At 71.5% G+C, this 21,002-nt stretch carries 16 protein-coding genes; 12 read left to right on the top strand and 4 right to left on the bottom strand.

Annotated features, from left to right (window positions below; genetic code table 11):
* Positions 1-190 precede the first annotated feature (190 nt).
* Positions 191-499 carry a hypothetical protein gene (locus BDZ31_RS12260; RefSeq protein WP_183342399.1) on the bottom strand — a complete coding sequence of 103 codons (309 nt, stop codon included), beginning with the start codon at positions 497-499 and terminating at the stop codon, positions 191-193.
* Positions 496-1,068 carry a hypothetical protein gene (locus BDZ31_RS12255; protein ID WP_183342398.1) on the bottom strand — a complete coding sequence of 191 codons (573 nt, stop codon included), beginning with the start codon at positions 1,066-1,068 and terminating at the stop codon, positions 496-498. The genes BDZ31_RS12260 and BDZ31_RS12255 overlap by 4 nt, the downstream gene beginning before the upstream one ends.
* 524 nt (positions 1,069-1,592) lie before the next feature.
* Here BDZ31_RS12255 and BDZ31_RS12250 point away from each other — a divergent pair.
* The 5 genes from BDZ31_RS12250 to uppS are packed head-to-tail and all read left to right on the top strand — an operon-like array spanning position 1,593 to position 6,851.
* The gene (locus BDZ31_RS12250; RefSeq protein ID WP_183342397.1) at positions 1,593-2,099 is read left to right on the top strand and encodes a helix-turn-helix transcriptional regulator; all 507 of its coding nucleotides are present in this window, start codon (positions 1,593-1,595) and stop codon (positions 2,097-2,099) included.
* 5 nt (positions 2,100-2,104) lie between these two features.
* On the top strand, positions 2,105-2,833 hold the full coding sequence (locus BDZ31_RS12245) for an ATP-binding cassette domain-containing protein (RefSeq protein ID WP_183342396.1): 729 nt from the start codon (positions 2,105-2,107) through the stop codon (positions 2,831-2,833).
* Complete coding sequence (locus BDZ31_RS12240) at positions 2,833-3,552, top strand: ATP-binding cassette domain-containing protein (protein WP_183342395.1); 720 nt, start codon at positions 2,833-2,835, stop codon at positions 3,550-3,552. The genes BDZ31_RS12245 and BDZ31_RS12240 overlap by 1 nt, the downstream gene beginning before the upstream one ends.
* A complete protein-coding gene (locus tag BDZ31_RS12235; RefSeq protein WP_183342393.1) occupies positions 3,549-6,125 on the top strand; it encodes an FtsX-like permease family protein in 2,577 nt (858 codons plus the stop codon). The genes BDZ31_RS12240 and BDZ31_RS12235 overlap by 4 nt, the downstream gene beginning before the upstream one ends.
* Positions 6,126-6,131: 6 nt before the next feature.
* Positions 6,132-6,851, top strand: a complete 720-nt coding sequence (gene uppS, locus BDZ31_RS12230) for a polyprenyl diphosphate synthase (RefSeq protein ID WP_183342391.1) — start codon at positions 6,132-6,134, stop codon at positions 6,849-6,851.
* Here uppS and BDZ31_RS12225 read toward each other — a convergent pair.
* Positions 6,760-7,848: a DUF2600 family protein gene (locus BDZ31_RS12225; protein ID WP_183342389.1), complete on the bottom strand. Its 1,089-nt coding sequence runs from the start codon at positions 7,846-7,848 to the stop codon at positions 6,760-6,762. The two genes, uppS and BDZ31_RS12225, sit on opposite strands and share 92 nt — an antisense overlap.
* Before the next feature lie 163 nt (positions 7,849-8,011).
* A complete protein-coding gene (locus BDZ31_RS26215; RefSeq protein ID WP_425492727.1) occupies positions 8,012-8,221 on the bottom strand; it encodes a hypothetical protein in 210 nt (69 codons plus the stop codon).
* Here BDZ31_RS26215 and BDZ31_RS24970 point away from each other — a divergent pair.
* The 7 genes from BDZ31_RS24970 to BDZ31_RS12190 all read left to right on the top strand — a co-directional run bounded on the left by BDZ31_RS24970 (position 8,156) and on the right by BDZ31_RS12190 (position 20,996).
* A complete protein-coding gene (locus BDZ31_RS24970; protein WP_246344919.1) occupies positions 8,156-8,434 on the top strand; it encodes a hypothetical protein in 279 nt (92 codons plus the stop codon). The genes BDZ31_RS26215 and BDZ31_RS24970 overlap by 66 nt on opposite strands.
* Before the next feature lie 502 nt (positions 8,435-8,936).
* Complete coding sequence (locus tag BDZ31_RS12215) at positions 8,937-11,906, top strand: COG1361 S-layer family protein (protein ID WP_183342386.1); 2,970 nt, start codon at positions 8,937-8,939, stop codon at positions 11,904-11,906.
* 320 nt (positions 11,907-12,226) lie between these two features.
* Positions 12,227-16,009, top strand: a complete 3,783-nt coding sequence (locus tag BDZ31_RS12210) for an SdrD B-like domain-containing protein (RefSeq protein WP_183342384.1) — start codon at positions 12,227-12,229, stop codon at positions 16,007-16,009.
* Positions 16,010-16,278: 269 nt separating this feature from the next.
* Positions 16,279-17,490, top strand: a complete 1,212-nt coding sequence (locus tag BDZ31_RS12205) for a substrate-binding domain-containing protein (RefSeq protein ID WP_183342382.1) — start codon at positions 16,279-16,281, stop codon at positions 17,488-17,490.
* Positions 17,483-19,069 (top strand): sugar ABC transporter ATP-binding protein, encoded by a 1,587-nt coding sequence (locus BDZ31_RS12200; protein ID WP_183342380.1) that lies wholly within the window; start codon positions 17,483-17,485, stop codon positions 19,067-19,069. The genes BDZ31_RS12205 and BDZ31_RS12200 overlap by 8 nt, the downstream gene beginning before the upstream one ends.
* Complete coding sequence (locus tag BDZ31_RS12195; protein WP_183342378.1) at positions 19,066-20,133, top strand: ABC transporter permease subunit; 1,068 nt, start codon at positions 19,066-19,068, stop codon at positions 20,131-20,133. The genes BDZ31_RS12200 and BDZ31_RS12195 overlap by 4 nt, the downstream gene beginning before the upstream one ends.
* A complete protein-coding gene (locus tag BDZ31_RS12190) occupies positions 20,130-20,996 on the top strand; it encodes an NmrA family NAD(P)-binding protein (protein ID WP_183342376.1) in 867 nt (288 codons plus the stop codon). The genes BDZ31_RS12195 and BDZ31_RS12190 overlap by 4 nt, the downstream gene beginning before the upstream one ends.
* The last annotated feature ends 6 nt before the right edge of the window (positions 20,997-21,002 follow it).

Genomic DNA, 21,002 nt, shown 5'->3' with positions numbered 1-21,002 from the left:
GGGGGAAATGGGCGCCGGCCGACCTTTGGGGGAGTCGGTCGGCCGGCGCGGTGTGCCGGTGCGGTCGTCGTGCCGACGAGGGGGTGTCGGCCAGGACGATTCGCGTGGCACCTCGGGTCGGCGCGAGGCGTGCCGACGGGCTGTGGAACCGCAGGGCGGGGACGCGGGGCGGGACGATCCGGAGGAGAGGTCATGGTGTGTGGCGGACGTCGTAGCGGGCGCTGCGGCCCAGGCCGATGCGGCAAGTGGCGACCAGCTCTTCGCCGGTGTCGATCCGGACGATCGCGTGCCAGCGCGCGCCGCGGGCGACGACAGGCGTTCCGACGACCGAGACATCGGTGACCGTGTGTCCGAGCCGCTCGAGGTCGTCGTGCAGCGAGGCGATGGTTTGGAGGCGCGCAGCGCCTGCGCGCTCCATCTCGGTCAAGGCGCGTGGGAAGCGGATCCGGCCGGTGGCGACGGTTCGGCGTCGTGTTCGGCGGAAGGCGGTGAGGGTCATCGGCGGTCGCGGTCGGCGGTCGCTTCGATGGCTTCCGCGAGGGCGCTCGTCTGCGCGTCGCTGCAGCGGGACAGCTCGGTCGTGGGATCGAGGCCGGCGAGGGCGGCAACGATGCGGCCCAACTCCACGGTTGCGCCCGCGGGGTTGCTGAGTAGGTCGGTCACGGTGAGGTCGTCCCAGCTGCGGCGTGCGTCGCTGGTCCTCAATGCGTGGGCGATGGCCCGGTAGGCGTCCCGGTAGGGCAAAAGGCGGGCGGCGAACAGCGCCTGCTCGGGAACCGCGATCCCTTGGCGCAGCGCCAGGTCGGCTGCGGAGCAGAGCCGAGCGCGGTCGATCATGAGACGCCTGCCGGGCAAGGCCGAGGCGGTCATCTCGATCTGGCCGGTGAGGTCGACGAGCCGGTCGGCGAGGTCATGCAGCCGCGCGGGATCCACCTCGACCGGTTCGTCGAGCGTGTCGGCGTCGATCTCGCGGACCCCGGCCGGAAGGCCGTCGAGCACCGTGATCGTCTGGCGCGCGAGGAAGGCGATCGTGGCGACCTTCCAGACGGTCTGATCCGTAGCGGGCATCGGGGACAGACCTACCGGAGGAGAGGACGCGTTGGAGCGACGAGCACCGCCGGTCCCGCCTGCGCGGCAGGCGGGACCGGTCGGTTGCCCGTGGGCGTGACGCTCGCGCATGGGCGGCCGTGTTCGCCAGTGGCCGCGATGCGCTGCGGCGCCGCGCTGGCATGCTGAGGGGAGGCAGCAGCTGGCGCGGCAGTGGTCACGCGTGCGTTCCTGCGCAGCGCTTCGGCCCCGGGCGCAGGCTCGCGGTGGGGGTGATCCGCGAGCGGTGCATCGTGTCTGCCGGTGGCTGTGAGCGAATCGCTTCGGAACATCGCGACGCTCATCCTGAGGATCCTGCACGACCGGCGAAAGGGCGCAGCGTAGGCGTTCCGTAGGCGATTCGCCTATCCGCGGTGCATCGGATGCGGCAGACTCCGTTGTCGGTTGCGCGCGTGCGAGCGGCTCGCATACGCTGCGACCGCTGTTGACTGGGGACGGTGGGGTTGCTTGCCGGGAGGAACCGCAAACGGGGGTGCGCTACAGCTGTGGAGTCGAACGTGAAGCTTGCGACGCTGGCGCTGGTGATCGAGCAGCCGGGCCAGGGAATGGACGTCGCCAAGCGCTTCACCGCGCGGTTCGGGAAGGTGATGCGCTCGGGGCCGTCGCACATCTATGCCGCGCTCAAGAGCCTTGAGGAGGACGGCGCGGTCGAGCGACCGACGCTCGGTGCCGGCGAGGAGCAGCAGCGTGCGGCCTACCGGGCGACACGGCGCGGCGTGGAGCGCTGGCGCACCTGGTTGAGCACGCCGACCAGCGGCTACCTCAGTGACGTCGTCGTGAGAATGGCGAGCACCACGGATCCAGCTCTGCTGCTCGGGCTCCTTGACGACTACGAGCGGATCGCTCTCCAGGAGGCGCGCCTGCTGCCGGCCCACTCGCCGCACCTGGGCGAGCAGCTTCTGCTCGATGAGGCGAAGGCGTTCGCCGAGGCGCACGTCGAGTTCGTCAGCCGGGCCCGCGTGCACCTGACCGCCCTGATGAACAGACGTTGATCGCGATGCTGGTGCTCGAGGACGTCACCGTCGGGTTCGCGAACGCGCGCCGCGCTCGTGCTGATCGGCTGGCACTCGATGAGGTCAGCTTGCGGGTGCGCGAGCGCGAGTTGGTCGCGGTACGTGGCGGCCGGCGCTCGGGACGCACCACGCTGCTGCACGTCTGCGCGGGGATGGTTCGCCCAACTGAAGGCCGGGTGCTGTTCGACGGCAGGGAGGTGGCGCGCAGCCAGTTGCTGGGTGCCGCGGGCGGGATCGCCTACGCCGACCGGGACTTCTCGCCGGTGCTCGGCGAGACGGTCGTGCAGCAGGTGGCGGCACCGTTGCTCAACGGGGCGGTGCGGCTGGCGGACGCGGAGGCGAGAGCGGTGCGGCTGCTGCGGGCGGTCGGGGCGAGCGACTGTGCGTACGCGTCGCCGGGCGATCTGAGCCATGACGAGACGATCCGGGTCGCGATCGCACGAGCTCTCGTGACCGGGCCGCGGCTGGTGCTGATCGATGAGCCGACGAACGGGATCGGCGTCAAGGGCGAGGGGCCGCTGCTGGAGCTGGTTCGGAGGCTGGTCGATGAGCGTGAGGTCGCGGTGCTGATGACGGTCGACCACGTCGGCGGGCTGGCCGGCGCCGATCGCGCGATGTCGATCAGCGACGGGCAGGTGCGCGGCGAGCTGGAGCCGCCGCCTCCAGCCGAGGTGGTTCCGCTCGCCCGCCGTCGAGCCGAGCCCTCGGCCTAGTGCTGCGCTTCGAGGACGTGAGCAAGACCTATCGCGCCGGCGACGGCGAGCTGATCTGCGCGGCCGATCGCGTGTCATTGACCGTGGAGGCGGGCGAGATGGTCGCGCTCTACGGGCCGAGCGGTTCGGGAAAGACGACGCTGCTGGAGCTGGCGGCGGCTTTGCTGCGTCCCGACAGCGGCGCCGTGACGGTCGGCGGCTTGGACATCGGGCGGCTCTCGCCGCGCGAAGCGGATGCCTACCGGCTGGCCACGGTCGGCTACGTCTTTCAGGACTCCCACCTGATCCCGGGTGTCTCGGCGGCGGACAACGCGGCGGTCAAGCTGCTCGCGGGCCCGATGCCGCTCGCTCAGGCCCGCAGAACGGCAGCGCCGTGGTTGGAGCGGGTCGGTCTCGGTCACCGCCAGAGCGCGACTCCGCAGCAGCTGTCGGGCGGCGAGCGCCAGCGCGTCGCGATCGCTGCTGCGCTCGCGAACGAGCCGGCGCTGATCTTGGCCGACGAGCCGACCGGGAGCCTCGACTCCAGAACGGCGCGCGGGATCCTTGACCTGCTGGCGTCGATTGCCCACGAGCGCCGTGCGGCGGTGCTGCTCGTCACGCATGACCCGCAGGGCGCCGAGGTTGCCGACCGCGCGCTGCGGCTGCGTGACGGACGGCTGATCGAGGACGACCCGGCACCATCGCCGGGCACGAGCCGCTCTGCGGAGGCGCGGGCGTGATTACCCGAGCGCGCAACCTGCTGGTCTTCTACCGGTGGCGTTTGCGTCGGCAGTGGGCGCAGGAGCTGCTCGCCGGACTCGGGATCGCGGTCGGCGTCGCGCTGGTGTTCGCCGTCCAGGTCGCCAACACCAGCATCTCCGGGTCGCAGCGCGAGGTGATCGAGGGCATAGCCGGCACCGCGACGCTGCAGCTCGTCTCCCGCGACGCGCGCGGGTTCGACCAGGAGCTGCTCGCGCAGACGCGGGCGCTGCCGAGCGTGGCCGAAGCCTCGGCGGTGCTCGAGCAGCGCGCGACGCTCATCAGCGAGGGCGCAGACGGCCGCCGGCACAGGGCAGCCGTCGACCTCGTCGGGATCGACTCGGCGCTTCCCTCGCTCGGCGGCGTCGCGACGCGCAACCTGCGGCTCGGCGGCGAGCTGCTGAGCCCCGGCCTCATCCTGCCGCGGGCGGTCGGCGACGCGCTCGCGCTCCCGAAGCCGACGGTGGGCAGCGAGGAGCCGCCGATCACCGTCAGCACGCGCGGACGTGCGGTCCCGAGCCGCGCCAACGCGGTCGTCGACGCGAGCTTGGTCGGGCCGTTGGAGCACAGCATCCTCGCGATCGGCTCGATCGACTATGTCCAGAGACTCACCGGGTTGAGAGAACGCGCGAACCGAGTGGTCGTGAGCGCGCGGCCCGGAAGACAAGAGGATGCCCGGCGCGAGTTGGAGACGCTCGCCGGCGGTCGCGTCTCGGTCGCCTCCGTCGACAGCGAGTCCGAGATGCTCGACGCCGCGACCGTCCCGATCGATCAGGCGACCGGGTTGTTCGCTGCGATCGCGGGCTTCGTCGGGCTGCTGTTCGCGTTCAACGCGATGCTGCTGACGGTGCCCGAGCGGCGTCGGATGATCGCGATGATGCGCAAGATCGGCTTCAGCCGCGGCAAGGTCGCGGTCCTGCTGATCTCGCAGGCCGTCATCCTCGGCACGGTCGCGTCGCTGGTCGGGCTCGCGCTCGGCTATCTGCTCTCGCAGACCGCCGCGCACAGCTCGCCGAGCTACCTGTCGTTCGCCTTCCCGCTCGGCGTGCATCCGGTGATCGCGGTGTCGAGCGTCGTGATCTCGTTCGCAGGCGGGGTGCTGGTCGCCTGCCTCGCGGCCGCCCAGCCGTTGCTGGACCTGCGCCCGAGCCGGCCCGTCAACGCCGCGCTCACCGAGCGCGGTGAACCCGGGCATTCGCTCAGCCGCGGTGTGCGGCGCTCGCTCGCGACCGCCGCGATCGCCGTCGTCGCCGTGACGACGGTGCTGGTGCTGTGGCGACCATCGTTGACCGTTGCCGGCGTCGCACTGCTCGCGGTCGCGACCGTTCTGATCACCCCGTGGGCCTTCTCGGTGGCGCTGCTGGCCGGCGACCGGGTCTCGCACGGTGGACGGCTCAACGCGCTGCTGCTCGCCGTCTGGTCGCTGCGTGCGACGACCATCCGCTCGCTGGCGCTCGCGGCCACCGGCGCCGTCGCCGTCTTCGGCTCGGTCGCGATCGAGGGCGCCCACCGGAACCTGCTCGACGGGCTCGATCGCAACTTCGCCGAGTACCTGGCCCCGGCGGACGTGTGGGTCACCGCGGGCGGCGACGAGAACAGCCTGACGACGCAGAGCTTCGCCGCCGGCATCCTGCCCCAGCAGCTCGAACGAGTCGAAGGCGTCGATCAGGTTCGCCGCTACTACGGCGGGATGCTCGACCTCGACGACCGTCGCGTGTGGGTCATCGGACGGCCCGCCGCCGACGACCGGCTCGTTCCGCCCAGCCAGATCCGCGACGGAGCGAGCGCGACCGTCCAGCAGCGGCTGCGCGAGGGCGGATGGGTCGCGTTGTCGGACTCGCTCGCCGACAAGTTCGACGCCGAGATCGGCGATCCGGTCGCCATTCCCACGCCCTCCGGGCCGATGCGGCTGCGCCTCGCCGCGCGTCTGACGAACATGGGCTGGAGCCCGGGAGCCGTCGTGATGAACGACCGCGACTACCAAGCCGGCTGGCCGGACGCCGACCCCAGCGCACTCGAGATCGTCACGGCGCCCGGCGCCTCGGCCGACGACGTCGCCGCCGCGATGCGGGAGGTCGTCGACGCAGACGCGCTCAACGTGCAGACGACGCCCGAGCGGCTGATCCAGTTCGAGGCGCTGGCGCGGCAGGGTCTGGACCGGCTGAGCCAGATTTCCTTCCTGCTGCTGATCGCCGCGGCTGGGGCGATGGCGTCGGCGATGGCGGCGGGCATGTGGCAGCGCCGCGTCGAGTTCGCGCAGCAGCGCGCTCGTGGCTTCAGCGTCGGCAACCTCTGGCGCCGGCTCTGCTTCGAGACCGTCCTCGTGCTCCTCACCGGCTGCGCGACCGGCGCGCTCCTCGGGCTCTACGGACATGCCCTCGGCAACCGCTGGCTGCAGCTCTCGACCGGCTACCCGGCCCCGTTCGACGCCACGCCGCTCGCGACACTCGCGACCTGCGGGCTGATCGCGGCCGTCGCCTTCACGATCACGGCGATCGCCGGCTCATGGGTCGCCCGCACGCCGGCCCGCGTCGGATTGAGCACGAGCGGATGAGCCACGATGGCCGAACGGCTCCCGCCCGCTGCCGGACACGTCGCGATCATCACCGACGGCAACGGGCGCTGGGCGAAGCGACGCGGATTACCGCCCGCCGCCGGCCACGATGCCGGCGCGCGCAACGTCCGAGACCGGCTCCTCGACGCTGCCGAGCTCGGAATCCAGCAGCTGACCGTCTACGCCTTCTCGACCGAGAACTGGAGCCGGCCCGACAGCGAAGTCGACGCGCTCATGGAGATCATCGCCCGCTACGTCCAGCGCGAGACGCCGCCGCTGCACGACCGCGGCGTGCGCATCCGCTTCATCGGCCGGCGCACGGCACCGCTCCCGGGGCGCCTGCTCGACCTCATGAGCTGGGCGGAGCGGCTGACCGCCGGCAACGACCGCATCGAGCTCTTCATCCCGCTCAACTACGGCGGCCGCGCGGAGATCATCGACGCCGCCCGCGACTTCACCGGGACGACCGAGGAGGAGTTCCGCGCGCGGCTCTACGCACCCGACATGCTCGATCCCGACGTCGTGATCCGCACCGGCGGCGAGCACCGGCTCTCCAACTACCTGCTCTGGCAGAGCGCGGGCGCCCGGTTTCTCGTGCGCGACGAGCTGTGGCCGGACTTCGACCGCACGGCGCTCATCTCCGCGCTGACGCCGCCGAAGGGCCGACCGGATCTGCACGTCGCGCGCGGTCGCGCAGGTGACGCCGCGCCCGCATCACCGCCATGATCGGCCGCACGACGCCGCCAAGCATCGGCGCTACCCGCTCACGTACGAGCGCGACCCCCTCGACCCGGTCGGAGGCGCCGAGGTAGAAGCCGGCGACCCCGGCGACGATCGCCTCGTTCCGGCGCCGGCGCCGCAGCGGCCGCACGGCAGCCTGCGCCTGCCGCGTGATCGCGGCGAGGCGCTCGGCGACGACCTCGTCGCTCTCGTAGTACGCCATGTAGTTGTGGTTGCCGGTCATGCGGTCCTCATCTCGGTCGATCAAGCTGTCGAAGAGCACCGTCAGCGCTCCGATCGGCGGGTAGTAGGCCGCGTCGACCAGACGCGCGTCACGGTCGGTCGTCGACCGGTCCGCCGCGGCAGCGATCAGCGCATGCACTGCCACCGACGAGCTCGCGCCCGCGGCCACCTCCCACCACGCGAGACCGTCGCCGCGATCGAGCGTTCGCGCCCACGCCGCGAACGGGGCGCGATCGCCCGATCTCGCCGCGTGCGTATAGCTCTGCCCCGCGGCGCAGCGCGCAGCGGCGAGCTGGGCGACGGGGCGGACTCGAGCGAACGACGGGAGCCGCCGCAGCTCGCGCGCGCACGCGCGCATCAGCTCTGCGAGATACCCGCCGTCGTCGCCGACGCCGAAGCCCGCGTAGTAGGCCGTGCCGTCGCTGGGCGGCTGATCGGCGAGCGCATCGCAGATCGCGGCGTGGAGGGTGAGACTCGCCTGCAGCGGATGCTCGGCCAGCTGCTCGCTGAGCGTGTCGACGTAGTCGACCAGCACCTGCATCGCGCACAACGCGCGCACGGCCGCGAAGCGCTGTCGCCAAGGCGCGAGCGTTGCGAAGACCGTCGCGGCCTCCGCGTTCATCCGCTCGGCCGCCAACGTGTCGAGCGCCATCCTGCGCAACGCGGTGTCGGGGACCGACGCGGCTGCTCGTCTCCAACGCTTCAGCTCGCGGCGCGCGACGGGCACGACCGAGAGCCCGTAGGCCGCCAGGGCGGACATGGCCACGCCGACGTCTCGCATCGTCCAGCCGACTCGTAGCAGCGCGCTCATCGCTGCCACGCTCCCACACGGCCGGCGTACGACCGGCTGCTGCGGTCAGTTCGTTCGAGCGGACGCTCACGCTGACGCCATAGATGGCGTCGCTCGGCTGCCGTGCAGTTCGTCACGCACCGTCTGCACCGGCAGCGCGACCCGATCTCCGTCTCGCCTCCCAGATCCCCTCGGCTCGGGCGAACACGAGCGTCGGCGAGACACCAAGTCCTTCGCAGACCTCAAGGAACGTCCCCACTCGGAGGTCGTGCTCGCCATGCTCGATCCCGTGCAGACGGCGCTTGCTGCGGCCCGTGACCTCCTTCCAACCCTCCTGAGTCAGGCCCCGGCGCTCGCGCTCCTCGCGCAGCGCCTCCCCCAGTGCGCGAAGAAAGTCGTCCCGTTCAGATGGCAGCACGAGCGGAACATGACCGCTCCGCCGCACGGGCGCGACGCCATATGTGGCGTCGTGCTCCTGGGTGTGATCTCGCTCGTCCACGCCCTGCGCATAGTCGGCATGGACTGCGCTGTGACCGCGGCTGGTCTCCGCATCTGAGCGGATTTCACGTCACACCCTAACCGGCAGGTCGGCTGGCTTACTGCGCGCGGCCTGTAGCAATGGTCATTTCACCATGTTGAGGTGCACATACTCTCGTGTCGAACGCTTAAGTTTCGATCGCCGAAGCTCCACAGTCCCGTCGCTGATAACGCTCTCTGGTGTGAGCGTGGTTGACTGCCGAGCGCAATGCTCGAAGGAATCGGAGTATTGCCGCGGAGCGCGGCAGCCACTGGGAGAACTGGTCGCGCGCGCGTGACAGCAGGCAGGGCTGTGAAGCACGGGGCGGGTTCTCCTCGCGACTCGTGACGACCCTCCTCCATTCAGTTTGCGGCCGCCGGTCGGTCGCGTGAGTTGGCACGCCCACAAGGAGGCAATTGCCATGAGTGACGGTGCACAGTTGATCGACGATCCGGCTGGTGAGCAGCCGGTGGGCGCTGCACATGCACGCCGAGGTGTCCGCAGGCTCGCGGCGTTGGTGGTCGCAGCGAGCGCGTTGGGGTTGCCGGCCGCGAACGCGGTAGCGGCGCCCGGGACGCCCGGCGTTCCGCAGGCGCCGATCGTCGCCTATGACGAGCCGTTCGAGAACGGGGTCGGGACGACGCCGGTGCTGCTGACGAGCTACACGAGCGCGTCGGGGATCGGCTACACGGCCGACCCGACGTGGCTCAGAGACTGCAACGGCGTCGTGCTCTCGGCGGCCGCTCCGAACGGGCAGCAGCCTGCGAGCGGCTGCGCGACGGCGCTCGACTACGGGAACGTGCGGCAGATGGCGTATGCGCTCGGCGCGCACGGCAGAGCGGCCAATCCGAGCCTCAACCACGCCGTCTCGGCCATGACCGAGGGCAATCCGGGTCTCGACAGAGTGCAGTTCGAGACGACCACGCCGGTGCCGCTCGCGGCGACCGGGCGCTTCCTGACGTTCTCGGTCGACGCGACCGAGACCAACTGCCACGCGAATCACGCGCTGTACAAGTTCTATCTCGTCGACGGCGCGACGGCGATCCCGACGTTCACGAGACCGATCGAGCCGTGCGCCGATCCGAGAGCGGTCCCGGTCGCGGTGCCGGCGATCGACGTCTCGCCCGGGAGAAGCTATCTCACGGGCACGTTCGCGGCCGACAGAGCAGTGCTGTTCAGCGGCTCGGAGCTGGGCATCCGGATGCTCAACGGGCAGCAGAGCGGCACCGGCAACGACGCGGCGTTCGACAACATCCGCGTGCTCGACGTCACGCCGCAGCTCGACAAGTCGTTCTCCCCGACCGTGCTCGACTTCGGCCAGACCTCGACGCTGACGTTCACGATCACCAACACGAGCGAGCTGTCTTCCAAGGAGGGTTGGTCGTTCACCGACAACCTGCCGGCCGGACTGGTCGTCGCCAACCCGGCCGGTGCCAGCACGACGTGCACGAACGGCAGCGTCACCGCGGCGGCCGGGAGCGGGTCGATCGAGGTCAGAGGCGATCTCGAGGCCGGCCAGGCGTCGTGCATCGTCAGAGTGAACGTCACCTCGCAGGCCCCGGGGAGATTCACCAACGGGCCGGGCAACGTGACGGGCACGGGCGTCAACCCGCCGGCGGAGTCGACGGTGCACTTCCGCGGTGCAGACCTGTCGGTCGTCAAGTCTGCGACGTCGAGCCCGGCGATCCCCGGCACGAACATCAGCTACCAGCTGGTGGTGAGAAACGACGGCCCGGACACGGCCGTGAACGCGAGAGTGACCGACGCGCTGCCGGCCGGGCTGACGTTCGTCTCTGCCACCCCCGGCTGCTCGGCGAACGGCCAGGACGTGACTTGCGCGATCGGCGACCTTCCCGCCGGGAACTCGCGGACGTTCACGGTGACGGCCAGCGTCGGCAGCGCTCTTGACGCTGGGATGCTTGAGAACACCGCGACGACCACGAGCGACACGTCTGATCCCAACAGAGACAACAACAGAGACACCGAGAGAGTGCCGGTCGAGCCGCGGGCCGATCTGGAGATCGTGAAGCGCGCGCTGTCGGACAGAGTGGTGCCCGGCCGCCAGATCGCCTACGAGCTGATCGTCGTCAACCACGGGCCGAGCCCGGCGAGAGCAGTGACGGTCTCGGATCCGCTGCCGAGAGGGCTGACGTTTGTCTCCGCCGACAGCGCGTGCAGATTCGCCGAGGGCACGGTCACGTGCGCGGTCGGCGAGGTGGCCTCGGGCAGCTCCGTCACCTACAGAGTCGTGACGAAAGTTGCCACGTCGGTTACCGCCGACAGCATCACCAACACCGCGACTGTCGACAGCACGACGAGAGATCCTGACCCGGGCAACAACAGAGACACCGAGAGAGTGCCGTCGGGTCCTGAGGCCGATCTGTCGATCACGAAGATTCCGTCGGTGGAGACGGTGAAGGTCGGCGGGCAGCTGTTCTACACGCTGCTGGTCAGAAATGACGGGCCGAGCGATGCGCAGCGGGTCGTCGTGACCGACGCCGCGGGTGCGGGTCTGACGTTGTTGTCGGCGCAGAGCAGTCAGGGCGGTTCGTGCACGGTGGCGGCGAGCAGCGTGACGTGCAGCCTCGGCACGCTCGCGGTTGGTGGGAGTGCGCAGGTGCTGGTTTCGGCGCGTGCGGATCTGGTTGGTGAGCTGGTGAACACGGCGCGGGTTGAGAGCCCGACGAAGGATCCGGATCCGAGAAACAACAGAGACGAGAGAAGAGTTCCGAGCGAGCCCGGTCCGCTGCCGGAGCCGGCTGATCTGGAGATCGTCAAGTCGGCGAACAGAAGATCGATCGTCGGCAGTGGCCTGATCACCTACACGCTGAGAGTCCGCAACCTTGGTCCGGGGGCGGCGACCGATGTGCGGGTGATCGATACGCCGAGCCTGCGGCTGCAGGTGCGGTCGGTGAGAAGCAGTGTCGGGAGCTGCACCAAGCGTGCGCCGGTGAGATGCTCGCTGGGCACGCTGAGAAGCGGTGAGAGCGCGACGATTCGGATCGTCGGCCGGCCGCTGGCGGCGGGTGTGCTGCGCAACAGCGCGAGCGTGACCGGCAACGAGCCGGATCCGAATCCGAGAAACAACATCGACGGGACGCGCACGCGCGTGCAGGGGCTGCTGAAGCTCACGAAGACCGCCAGCGCCAAGACGGTGCGTGCGGGTGGGACGGTGACGTACAAGCTCCGGGTGACGAACGCGTCCGGGTTCGCGCTGAGATCGGTGCGGGTCTGCGATCGTCTGCCGTCGGGGCTGGTGTTCGTCTCCTCGACGCCCAAGGCGAAGCTGACGAAGGGTCAGCGTTGCTGGACGTTCAGAGCGCTCGGCGCGAAGAAGTCCAAGACGATCACGCTCAAGGCCCGCGTGCTGAGAGGCGCCGGCGGGCGGAAGGTCAACGTCGCGAAGGCGACCGCTCCGAATGCGCGTGGTGCGCGCAGCAGAGCGGCGACCGGCACGGCCGCGATCCGGGTCCTGCCCGTCGCGGCGCGCGGCGGCGGCGTCACCGGCTGACGCCCACCCTCCACCACGCTGTGACCACATGACGGCCCCGCCCTTGGCGGGGCCGTCGTGCTTCGCGCTCCCCCCGGAGGCGGGTTGCTGCAGAGTCGTCGGCGGAACGCGCCGAGAACCTGTGCAACCTGCTTTCGGCTCCGACCTTCGAGGGACGACCTTTGAGCGTTTGCGAGCCCGACAGGTTGGCGTGAGGGCGTCGATGGCCGATACCTGCCTCCGCATCAACAGTTCCTCACCAAAGGGAGTCCAGGTGCAGTCAGGCACGATGACAGCGCGGCGGGTCGGCTTCGGCGCCCGTCCGGAACGGGAGGGGGCCCATGCGGCCATCGGAGAATAGGCGGCGAGCACGCCGCGCACGCCTGCTCGACGGCGCGGGAGCGCTGCTCGGCGCCCGGCGGCGGGGCATCGTCCCGCTGGCCGCCGCGGCGGCCGTGCTGGCGCTGCCGGGCGCCGCGGCGGCGGCGACGGTCAGCGGCACGGCGTTCGAGGATTTCAACGACAACGGCGTGCGCGACACCGGCGCGCAGGTCGACACCGGGGTCGGCGGGATCACCGTCACCGCCTACGGTCCCGGCGGCGCCGTGCTGGCGAGAGGCACGACGGCCGCCGACGGCAGCTACAGCCTGAACGTCCCCGATCCGGCCGCGCGGGTGCGGTTGGAGTTCACCGATCTTCCGGCCGGCTACCAGCCGGCGCGCCATGGCGCGAGATCGGGCACGACCGTCCAGTTCGTCGACCTCTCGGGCGGCAACGCGACCGGGATCGACGTCGGCGTGCTGCAGCCGGCGAACTACTGCCAGGACAACCCGCTGATCGCTATCGCGTGCGCGCAGTACGGCGCGTTCGACGGCGACTGGGCCGACATGGCCGCGATTCGCCTGGTGCCGGACGACGTCCCGAACGGGACGCTCCCGGACAGAAGAGGCCCGGACAGCACGGTCCCGGGCCAGATCACGGGCGCGACCTTCGAGCAGATCGGCACGGTCTTCGGCGTCGCGCGGCCGAACGGCTCCGACTACCTCTACTCGGCCGCGTACACGAAGCGCCACGCCGGCTACGGCCCGAACGGACCGGGTGCGATCTACCGCACCGACGTCGCGCAGGCGACCGCGGGCACGCCCAACGGCGAGCTGTTCTTCGACGTCAACACCCTGCCGGGCAGACCGGCCGGCGACCCGACCCGCGGCACCGACGATTGGATCCGCGACAGAGACGCCTTCACCGAGGTCGGCAGAAGCGGCCTGGGCAACCTCACCTACGACGGCGACGGCTCGACGCTGTTCACGGTCGGGATGGCGACCGGCGAGCTGATCGCGGTGCCGGTCCCGGCTGACGGCTCCAGACCGACGACCGCGCAGACCTTCCCGATCCCGAGCCCGTGCGCGGAGCCCGGCGACGCGCGCCCGATGGGCACGGGCTTCAACATCAGAGACGGGCTGGTGTACGTCGGCGGCGTCTGCTCGGAGGAGAGCAGAGGGGACCCGCCGCCGAGAGCGGCGAGCGCCGACCTGAGAGTGTTCGTCTACACGTTCGACCCGGCGACGGGCGCGTTCGGCTCCGCGCCGGTGCTGCACGAGTCGCTCGACCCCGATCGGCTCTGCGTCTACCGCGGCAACATTCCGTTCCCGGCGACGCCGTGCACGGCCGCCGACTACTCCGCGGACTGGCATCCGTGGACGACCCGACATCCGAGAGACGTCGCCGACCTCGGCGACTATCCCCAGCCGCTGCTGAGCGACATCGAGTTCGTCGGCGACGACCTCGTGCTCGGGATCCGCGACCGCTGGGCCGACCAGGTGACGAGCGCCTCGGAGTCGCTCGACGGCAGAATCGAGGGCGGTCTCTCGTCCGGCTACACGCTGCGCGCGTGCGTTTCGGGCGCGGGGAGCTACGCGCTGGAGAGCGGCGCGACCTGCGGCGGGCTGACGAACGCGGCCGGGCAGATCACCGACTACGGCCCCGGCGACGGTCTCTTCTACTGGGACCAGGACCACGGGATGCACGACTACACCTCCAACGGCGGCATCCTCTCGATCCCCGGCTCGCGCGACCTGCGGCAGACCGGCTACGACACGATCCACATGGGCCCGCCCAGCTCCGGCGGTCTGCTCTACATGGACAAGGACGCCGGCACGCGCACGAAGGGCTACCACCTCTACGAGGCCGAGCCCGCGCCGCCGCCCGGGACCCCGATGAGCACCTTCGCCAAGTCCAACGGCCTCGGCGACCTGGAGGCGCTCTGCGATGCCGCCCCAATCGAGATCGGCAACTACGTCTGGCTCGACCTCAACAAGGACGGCGTGCAGGATCCCGACGAGACGCCGATCGGCGGCGTCGAGGTGGAGCTGCTGGACGCCGGCGGCAACGTGATCGCGACGACGACCACGGACGCCGACGGCCAGTACTACTTCAACGAGTCCAACGTGCCGGGCGCGATCCAGCCGCACACCGACTACACGGTGCGGATCAGACTGGACCAGGCGCCGCTGCTGCCGTACATCCCGACGAATGACCACACCAGCGACGAGCTGCGCGACTCCAACGGCGTCGTCGACGGCGCGTACGTCGTCGACCCGCTGAGAACGGGTGCGGCCGGTCACAACGACCACACGCACGACTTCGGGTTCCACCCGAGATTCAACGTCTCGATCAGAAAGGCGGTCTCGGCGCCGGTTGTGCCGCTCGGCGAGACGGTGACGTTCACGCTCACGGCGAGAAACCACGGCGCCGGCATCGCCGACGACGTCGTCGTGACCGACGACATGCCCGACACGCTGGAGCTGATCGACGCGAGAACGTCGCTGGGCAGCTGCGCGATCGTCGGCAACGACGTCAGCTGCGAGCTGGGCCGGATGCTGGCCGGTCAGACTGAGACGATCACCGTCACCGCCAGACCGCTGAGCACCGGCAGACACGTCAACAACGCCGAGATCAGATCGCCCGGCGACGAGGACCCCGACGACAACAGAGACAGAAGAGAGATCGAGACGCCGAGACCGAACGTCTCGATCGTCAAGTCCGTCTCCTCGCCGACCGCCAAGCTCGGCGAGAGCGTCACGTTCACGCTGCTGGCGAGAAACCACGGCCCGGGCATCGCCCGTCAGGTCGTGGTGACCGATCGGATGCCCGAGCAGCTCGCGACGACGGGCGTCAGCACCCCGGTCGGCTCCTGCGCGGTCGCCGGCGCGACGATCCGCTGCGAGCTCGGCACGCTGGCCGAGGGCCAGCAGGTGCCGATCACGGTCACCGCGAGAGCGGTCAGATCGGGCAGAGCCGTCAACGACGCAGAGGTCAGATCGCCCGACGACGGCGACGAGAGAGACAACAGAGACAGAAGAGAGGTCGAGATCCCGACCCCGGACGTCTCGATCACCAAGACCGTCTCGGCCAGACGGGTCCGGCTCGGCGGCAACGTGACCTACACGCTGCTGGCGAGAAACAACGGCCCCGGCATCGCCGAGGAGGTCGTCGTCACCGACCGGCTGCCGTCGCGGCTGAAGCTGGGCGCGGTCAGAAGCGAGGTCGGCAGCTGCACCACCGCCGGCAACACGCTGCGGTGCGAGCTGGGCACCCTGGCCGAGGGCCAGCAGGTGAGAATCACCGTCGGCGCCCGTGCGGTCAAGACCGGCAGATCGGTCAACCGCGCGGTGATCGGCGCCCGCGAGGACTCCAACCCCGACAACAACAGAGACGACGTCCCGGTCGTCGTGACGAAGGTCAACCTCGGCCTGACCAAGACGGTCAACCGCAGCGTGCTGCGGGCCGGTCAGCGGGCGACCTTCACGATCAAGGTCCGCAACCCCAGCAGAGCGACGCTGCGCAACGTGCGCACGTGCGACACGCTGCCGGCCGGGCTGGCGTTCGTGAAGGCGACGCCGAAGGCGAAGCTGACGAAGGGCCGCTTCTGCTGGACGGCCAAGACGCTCAAGCCGGGCCAGAGCAAGACCTACAAGATCACCGTGCGGGCGCACCGCTCGACCGGTGGCAAGAAGACCAACGTCGCCACCGCGACGGCGCCTGACGCCAACACCAGACGCGCCAAGCGCGCCGTCCGCGTGATCGGCGGCGGGGTCAGCCCCGCTGGAGGCGTCACCGGGTAGCGCCGCCACCCAGAGGACGATCGCAGCACCGGCCGGCCGGGCTCCCACGAGCCCGGCCGGTCGCGTTCTCGGTCGCCGCGATCTCGCGCTGCCGCCGCCGCTGCCGCGTCGCGCCGGGCCGCCGTGCTCGTCCGGGCCGGCCCAAACACCGCCGCGAGATTCGTCTCGCCCGATGGAGGTCGAGCGTGGGGCGCGCCCCATACGGTTCGGCCCAGGCCGCGTCGTCCTCGGCGCACGGCCGCACACAGAGGTCGCAGAGGAGGAGAGAGATGACCAGCGTCCTGGGTACTGGTGCCCGGACTCGCCGCGCGCTCGGCGTCGGCGTGACTGTTGCGGCGCTCGCGTTCGCCGGTTGCGGCTCGGGCGAGTCGAGCGACAGCGGCGACTCGAGCGGCGCCTCCGGCGCCTCGGGTGAGACGTCGGCGATCGTGAGAGAGGCGATCGCCAACACCGAGCGCAACATGGCCGGCACCGACCGCGAGCTGCCCAGAGAGGGGCCGAGAGCGGTCAGAGGCAAGACCGTGTGGGCGATCGCCTGCAGCGCCCAGGGCGCCGGCTGCGCGCTGCCGGCCAGAGCCGAGGTGGAGGCCGGGAGGCTGCTCGGCTGGAACATGAAGTTCGTCGACGGCAAGCAGGACCCGACCGTCTACAACGCGCAGATCCGCGCGGCCGCCGCTGCGGGAGCCGACGCGGTGATCCTCAACGGGATCGACTGCGCCCAGACCAAGGGCGCGATCGTCGCCGCGCAGAGAGCCGGAACGAGGGTGTACGGCGCCGGCGCGCACGACTGCGACGACCAGTTCGCCGGCGAGGAGCCGCTGTTCGACGGCCGCATCCGCTGGGCCCCGGAGGGCGAGCCCGACGACTACGGGACCTTCCAGCGCGAGATCGTCGGCAAGGCGATCGCCGACTGGGTGATCGCGAGAACCGACGGCAAGGCGAAGGTGATCGAGCTGCGCGAGGACGACTCGGCGGTCACGCGCCACGTCGGCCTCTCCTTCCGCGAGCGGCTCGCCGAGTGCGACAGCTGCGAGCACTGGGAGACCGAGTACACCGGGATGGACCTCGTCACCGGCAAGCTGCAGGGCAAGGCGAGCGCCGCGCTGCAGCAGCGCCCCCAGGCGAACGTGCTGATGTCGCCGCTGGACGCCGCGATCGCGCTCGGCGTCGGCGCGGCCGCCGAGCAGGCGCGCCTCGGCGGACGCGAGCTGCTGCTGACCGGCAACGAGGGCAACCCCTCCAACATCCCGCTCATCAGAAGAGGCACGCAGTCGTTCGCCGTCGGCCGGGCGATGACGTGGACCGGCTGGGCCGCGATCGACGGCCTCAACCGCCTCTTCGCCGGCGAGGAGCAGGTCGACCCGGGCATCGGCATCCAGCCGATGGACGAGGACCACCTCCCGCCCGGCGACATGTACGACGGCAACGCGAGATCGGCCGGCTACCAGGACAACTACAAGCGGATCTGGGGCATTGGCTGAGCGCACCCCCGATACGACGGCCGGCGCGGCGACGCGCCGGCCCGCCGGGGACGCCCCCGGCCTCGCGGTCCGCAACCTGTCGAAGACGTTCCCCGGCATGCGCGCGCTGCGCGACGTCTCCTTCGACGTCGGCCGCGGCGAGATCCACGCGCTGCTCGGCGGCAACGGCTCCGGCAAGTCGACGCTGATCAAGGTGCTCGCCGGCGTCCACCAGGGCGACCCGGGCGGCACCGTCGCGGTCGGCGGGCAGCGCGTCGAGAGCGACGCGATCACGCCGACGTGGGCGCAGGCGGCCGGGATCGCCTTCGTCCACCAGGACCTCGGCCTGTTCGCGCCGCAGACCGTCGCCGAGAACCTCTTCTGCGGCCAGCCGTACCCGCGCCGCCTCGGCCGCATCGACTGGCGCGCGCTGCGCGCCGACGCGCGTGCGACGCTCGAGCGCCTGCACGTCGCGGTCGACCCCGACACGCTCGTCGGCGACCTGCGGCCGGCCGACGCGACGCTCGTCGCGATCGCCCGCGCGCTGCGCGGACGCGACGACGTCCACGGCGGCCTGCTCGTGCTCGACGAGCCGACGGCCCGGCTGCCGCAGGCGCAGGTCGACGAGCTGCTCGCCGCGCTGACGCGCTACGCCGCCGCCGGCCAGAGCATCCTCTACGTCTCTCACCGCCTCGACGAGGTGCTGAGCTTCGCGCACCGCGTCACCGTCCTGCGCGACGGCGAGCTGGTCGAGTCGCGCGCCGTCGCCGGGCTCGAGCAGGCGGCGCTGGCGCGCACGATCGTCGGCCGCGCGATCGCGCAGGCGCCGTCGCGCCCGACGCGCGCGACGGAGGGCGAGGCGCCGGTGCTTGAGCTGCGCGGCGTCGCCGGCGGCCCGCTGGCCGGCGTCGACCTGGCGCTGGCGCCGCGCGAGGTCGTCGGCGTCGCGGGCCTCGTCGGCAGCGGCCGCACGAGCCTGCTGGAGAACGTCTTCGGCGTGCGGCGCCCGACCGCGGGCGAGGTCCTGCTGGAGGGCCGGCCGCTGCCGCCCGGCGACATCGCCGGCGCAATCGCGCGCGGGCTCGCGTACGTGCCCGAGGACCGCGCGCGGGCGAGCGCCTTCGGCAACCTCGGCCTGCCCGAGAACCTGTCGGCCGCCGACCCGGCCGCGTACCAGGTCGGCGGCTGGTTCCGGCAGGCGCGCGAGCGCTCCGACGCCGTCCGCGCGATCGCCGACTACGCGATCCGCACCCCGGCCGTCGACGCGCGCCTCGCGCAGCTCTCCGGCGGCAACCAGCAGAAGGTGATCGTCGCGCGCTGGCTGCGCCGCGAGCCGAAGGCGCTGCTGCTCGACGAGCCGACCCAGGGCGTCGACGTCGGCGCCCGCGCCGAGATCTACGCCCAGATCGACGCGGCCGTCGCCCAGGGCGCCGCGGTGCTGCTCGTCAGCTCCGACCTGGAGGAGCTGCTGCACCTCGCCGACCGCGTCGTCGTGCTGGCGCGCGGGCGCGTCGCGGCGACCGGCACGCGCGAGCAGGTCGACCGCGAATGGCTGATCGACCACGTCTACGAGACATCACAGGAGGAGACCCGATCGTGAACACCACCGACGTCATCGAGCCCGCCGACGCGGGGCGGGCGTCGGCCGGCTCCTTGCCGCCGTCGTCCCAGGCAGGCGACCGCGGCGCGGAGGCCTCGACGGGCAGACGCGTGATCGCCACGCTCGAGCGCTACGCGCTCGTGCTGCTGCTGATCTTGCTGGTGATCGTGTTCTCGGTCCTGCCGGCGACCTCCGACACCTTCCCGACGCTCGCCAACCTGCGCAACATCGCCGCCAACGAGTCGGTCGTCGCGATCGCCGCGCTCGGCGCGCTGGTCCCGCTCGTCGCGCACCAGTTCGACGTCTCGGTCGGCGCGACGCTCGGCCTCGCCGCGATCGCCGCCGCCGAGCTGACGACCAGAGGCGGCTTCGCGCTCGCCCCGGCGCTGCTGGTCGGCGCGCTCGTCGGCCTCGCGATCGGCACCGTCAACGGCACCCTGATCGCCCGCTTCGGAGCGAACTCGCTCGTGATCACGCTCGGCATGGCGACGCTCGTCGGCGGCATCGGCGCGTGGTGGTCGAGAAACGACACGATCCTCGGCGTCCCCGAGTGGCTGACGACCTTCGGCAACACCAACTGGCTCGGCGTGCCGAAGCCGGTCTGGCTGCTGATCGCCGTCGCGCTGCTCGTCACCTACCTGCTGCGCTTCACCGTCTTCGGACGCCAGCTGCTGTCGATCGGCTCCAACCCGGAGGCCGCGAGACTGGTCGGCATGCCGGTCACGCGCTGCGTGCTGATCGCGTTCGCGATCTCGGGCGCGATCGCGGCGGTCGCGGGCCTGCTGCTGCTGGCGCGCACCGGCGGCGCGACCGCCGGCGTCGGCGACGGCTACACGCTGCCGGCGCTGGCGGCCGTCTTCCTCGGCTCGACGACGATCCGGCCCGGCCGCTTCACCGTCGCCGGCACGCTCGTCGGCGTCTTCTTCGTCGCCGTCAGCGTCAACGGGCTGACGCTCGCGGGCGCGGCCGACTGGGTCGAGCCCGTCTTCAACGGCGCCGCCGTCGTGATCGCCGTGACCGCCTCGGCGATCCTCGTGCGCCGGCGCGGCGGGACGCAGTCGTGAGCGCGCCGGCGATCGCCGTCGTCGGCGCCGGCGGCGCGACCGGCGCCGCCGTCGTGCGCGCGCTGGCGCGCCGCGGCGACGTCGCGGTGCGCGGCGTCGTGCGCCGCGCGGAGGCCGAGCAGGCCGCGCGCGAGGCCGGCGCGGCGACGGTCGCGCGCGCCGACCTCGCCGACGCCGACGCGCTGGAGGCCGCGCTCGACGGCGCCGACGCCGTCTACGTCGTGCCGCCGGTCTTCCACCCGCAGGAGGACGCGCTGGTGGCGGGCGCGGTCGCGGCGGCGCGGCGGGCGGGGGTCGGGCGATTCGTCGCCCACTCGGTGCTGCACCCGTTCACGCCGGCGATGCGCCACCACGGGCGCAAGGCGCGCTGGGAGCTGGCCGTGCGCGAGGCGCCGCTGCGCTGGACGATCCTGCAGCCGGCGATGTACGCGCAGACGGTGCTGCGCAGCTTCCGGCGCTCGCCGTCGGCCGACGCGTTCCTCGCGCCCTACTCGCTCGACGCGCGCTTCGACGTCGTCGACCTCGACGACGTCGCCGAGGTCGCCGCGCGCGTCCTCGTCGAGCCCGGGCACGACGCGGCGACCTACGAGCTGGCCGGCCCGCAGCGGCACGCGCTCCGCGAGCTGGTCGACGCGATCGGGCGAGCGCTCGGGCGCCCGCTTGGCGCGCGCGTCGCGGCGCCCGGCGAGGTCCCGGTCCCGGCCGGCTTCTCGCGCTCGCAGACGGCCGATCTGCACGCGATGTACGCCCATTACGACGCCCACGGCCTGACGGGCAACGCGAACGTGCTGCGCTGGCTGCTGGGGCGCGAGCCGACGAGCTTCGAGGAGGTCGCACGCCGTGAGCTGGCCGCCGCTGGATAGCATCGG

The sequence above is a fragment of the Conexibacter arvalis genome (assembly GCF_014199525.1).
GTDB lineage: Bacteria > Actinomycetota > Thermoleophilia > Solirubrobacterales > Solirubrobacteraceae > Conexibacter > Conexibacter arvalis.
This window is presented reverse-complemented; position numbering and strand designations above follow the sequence as displayed.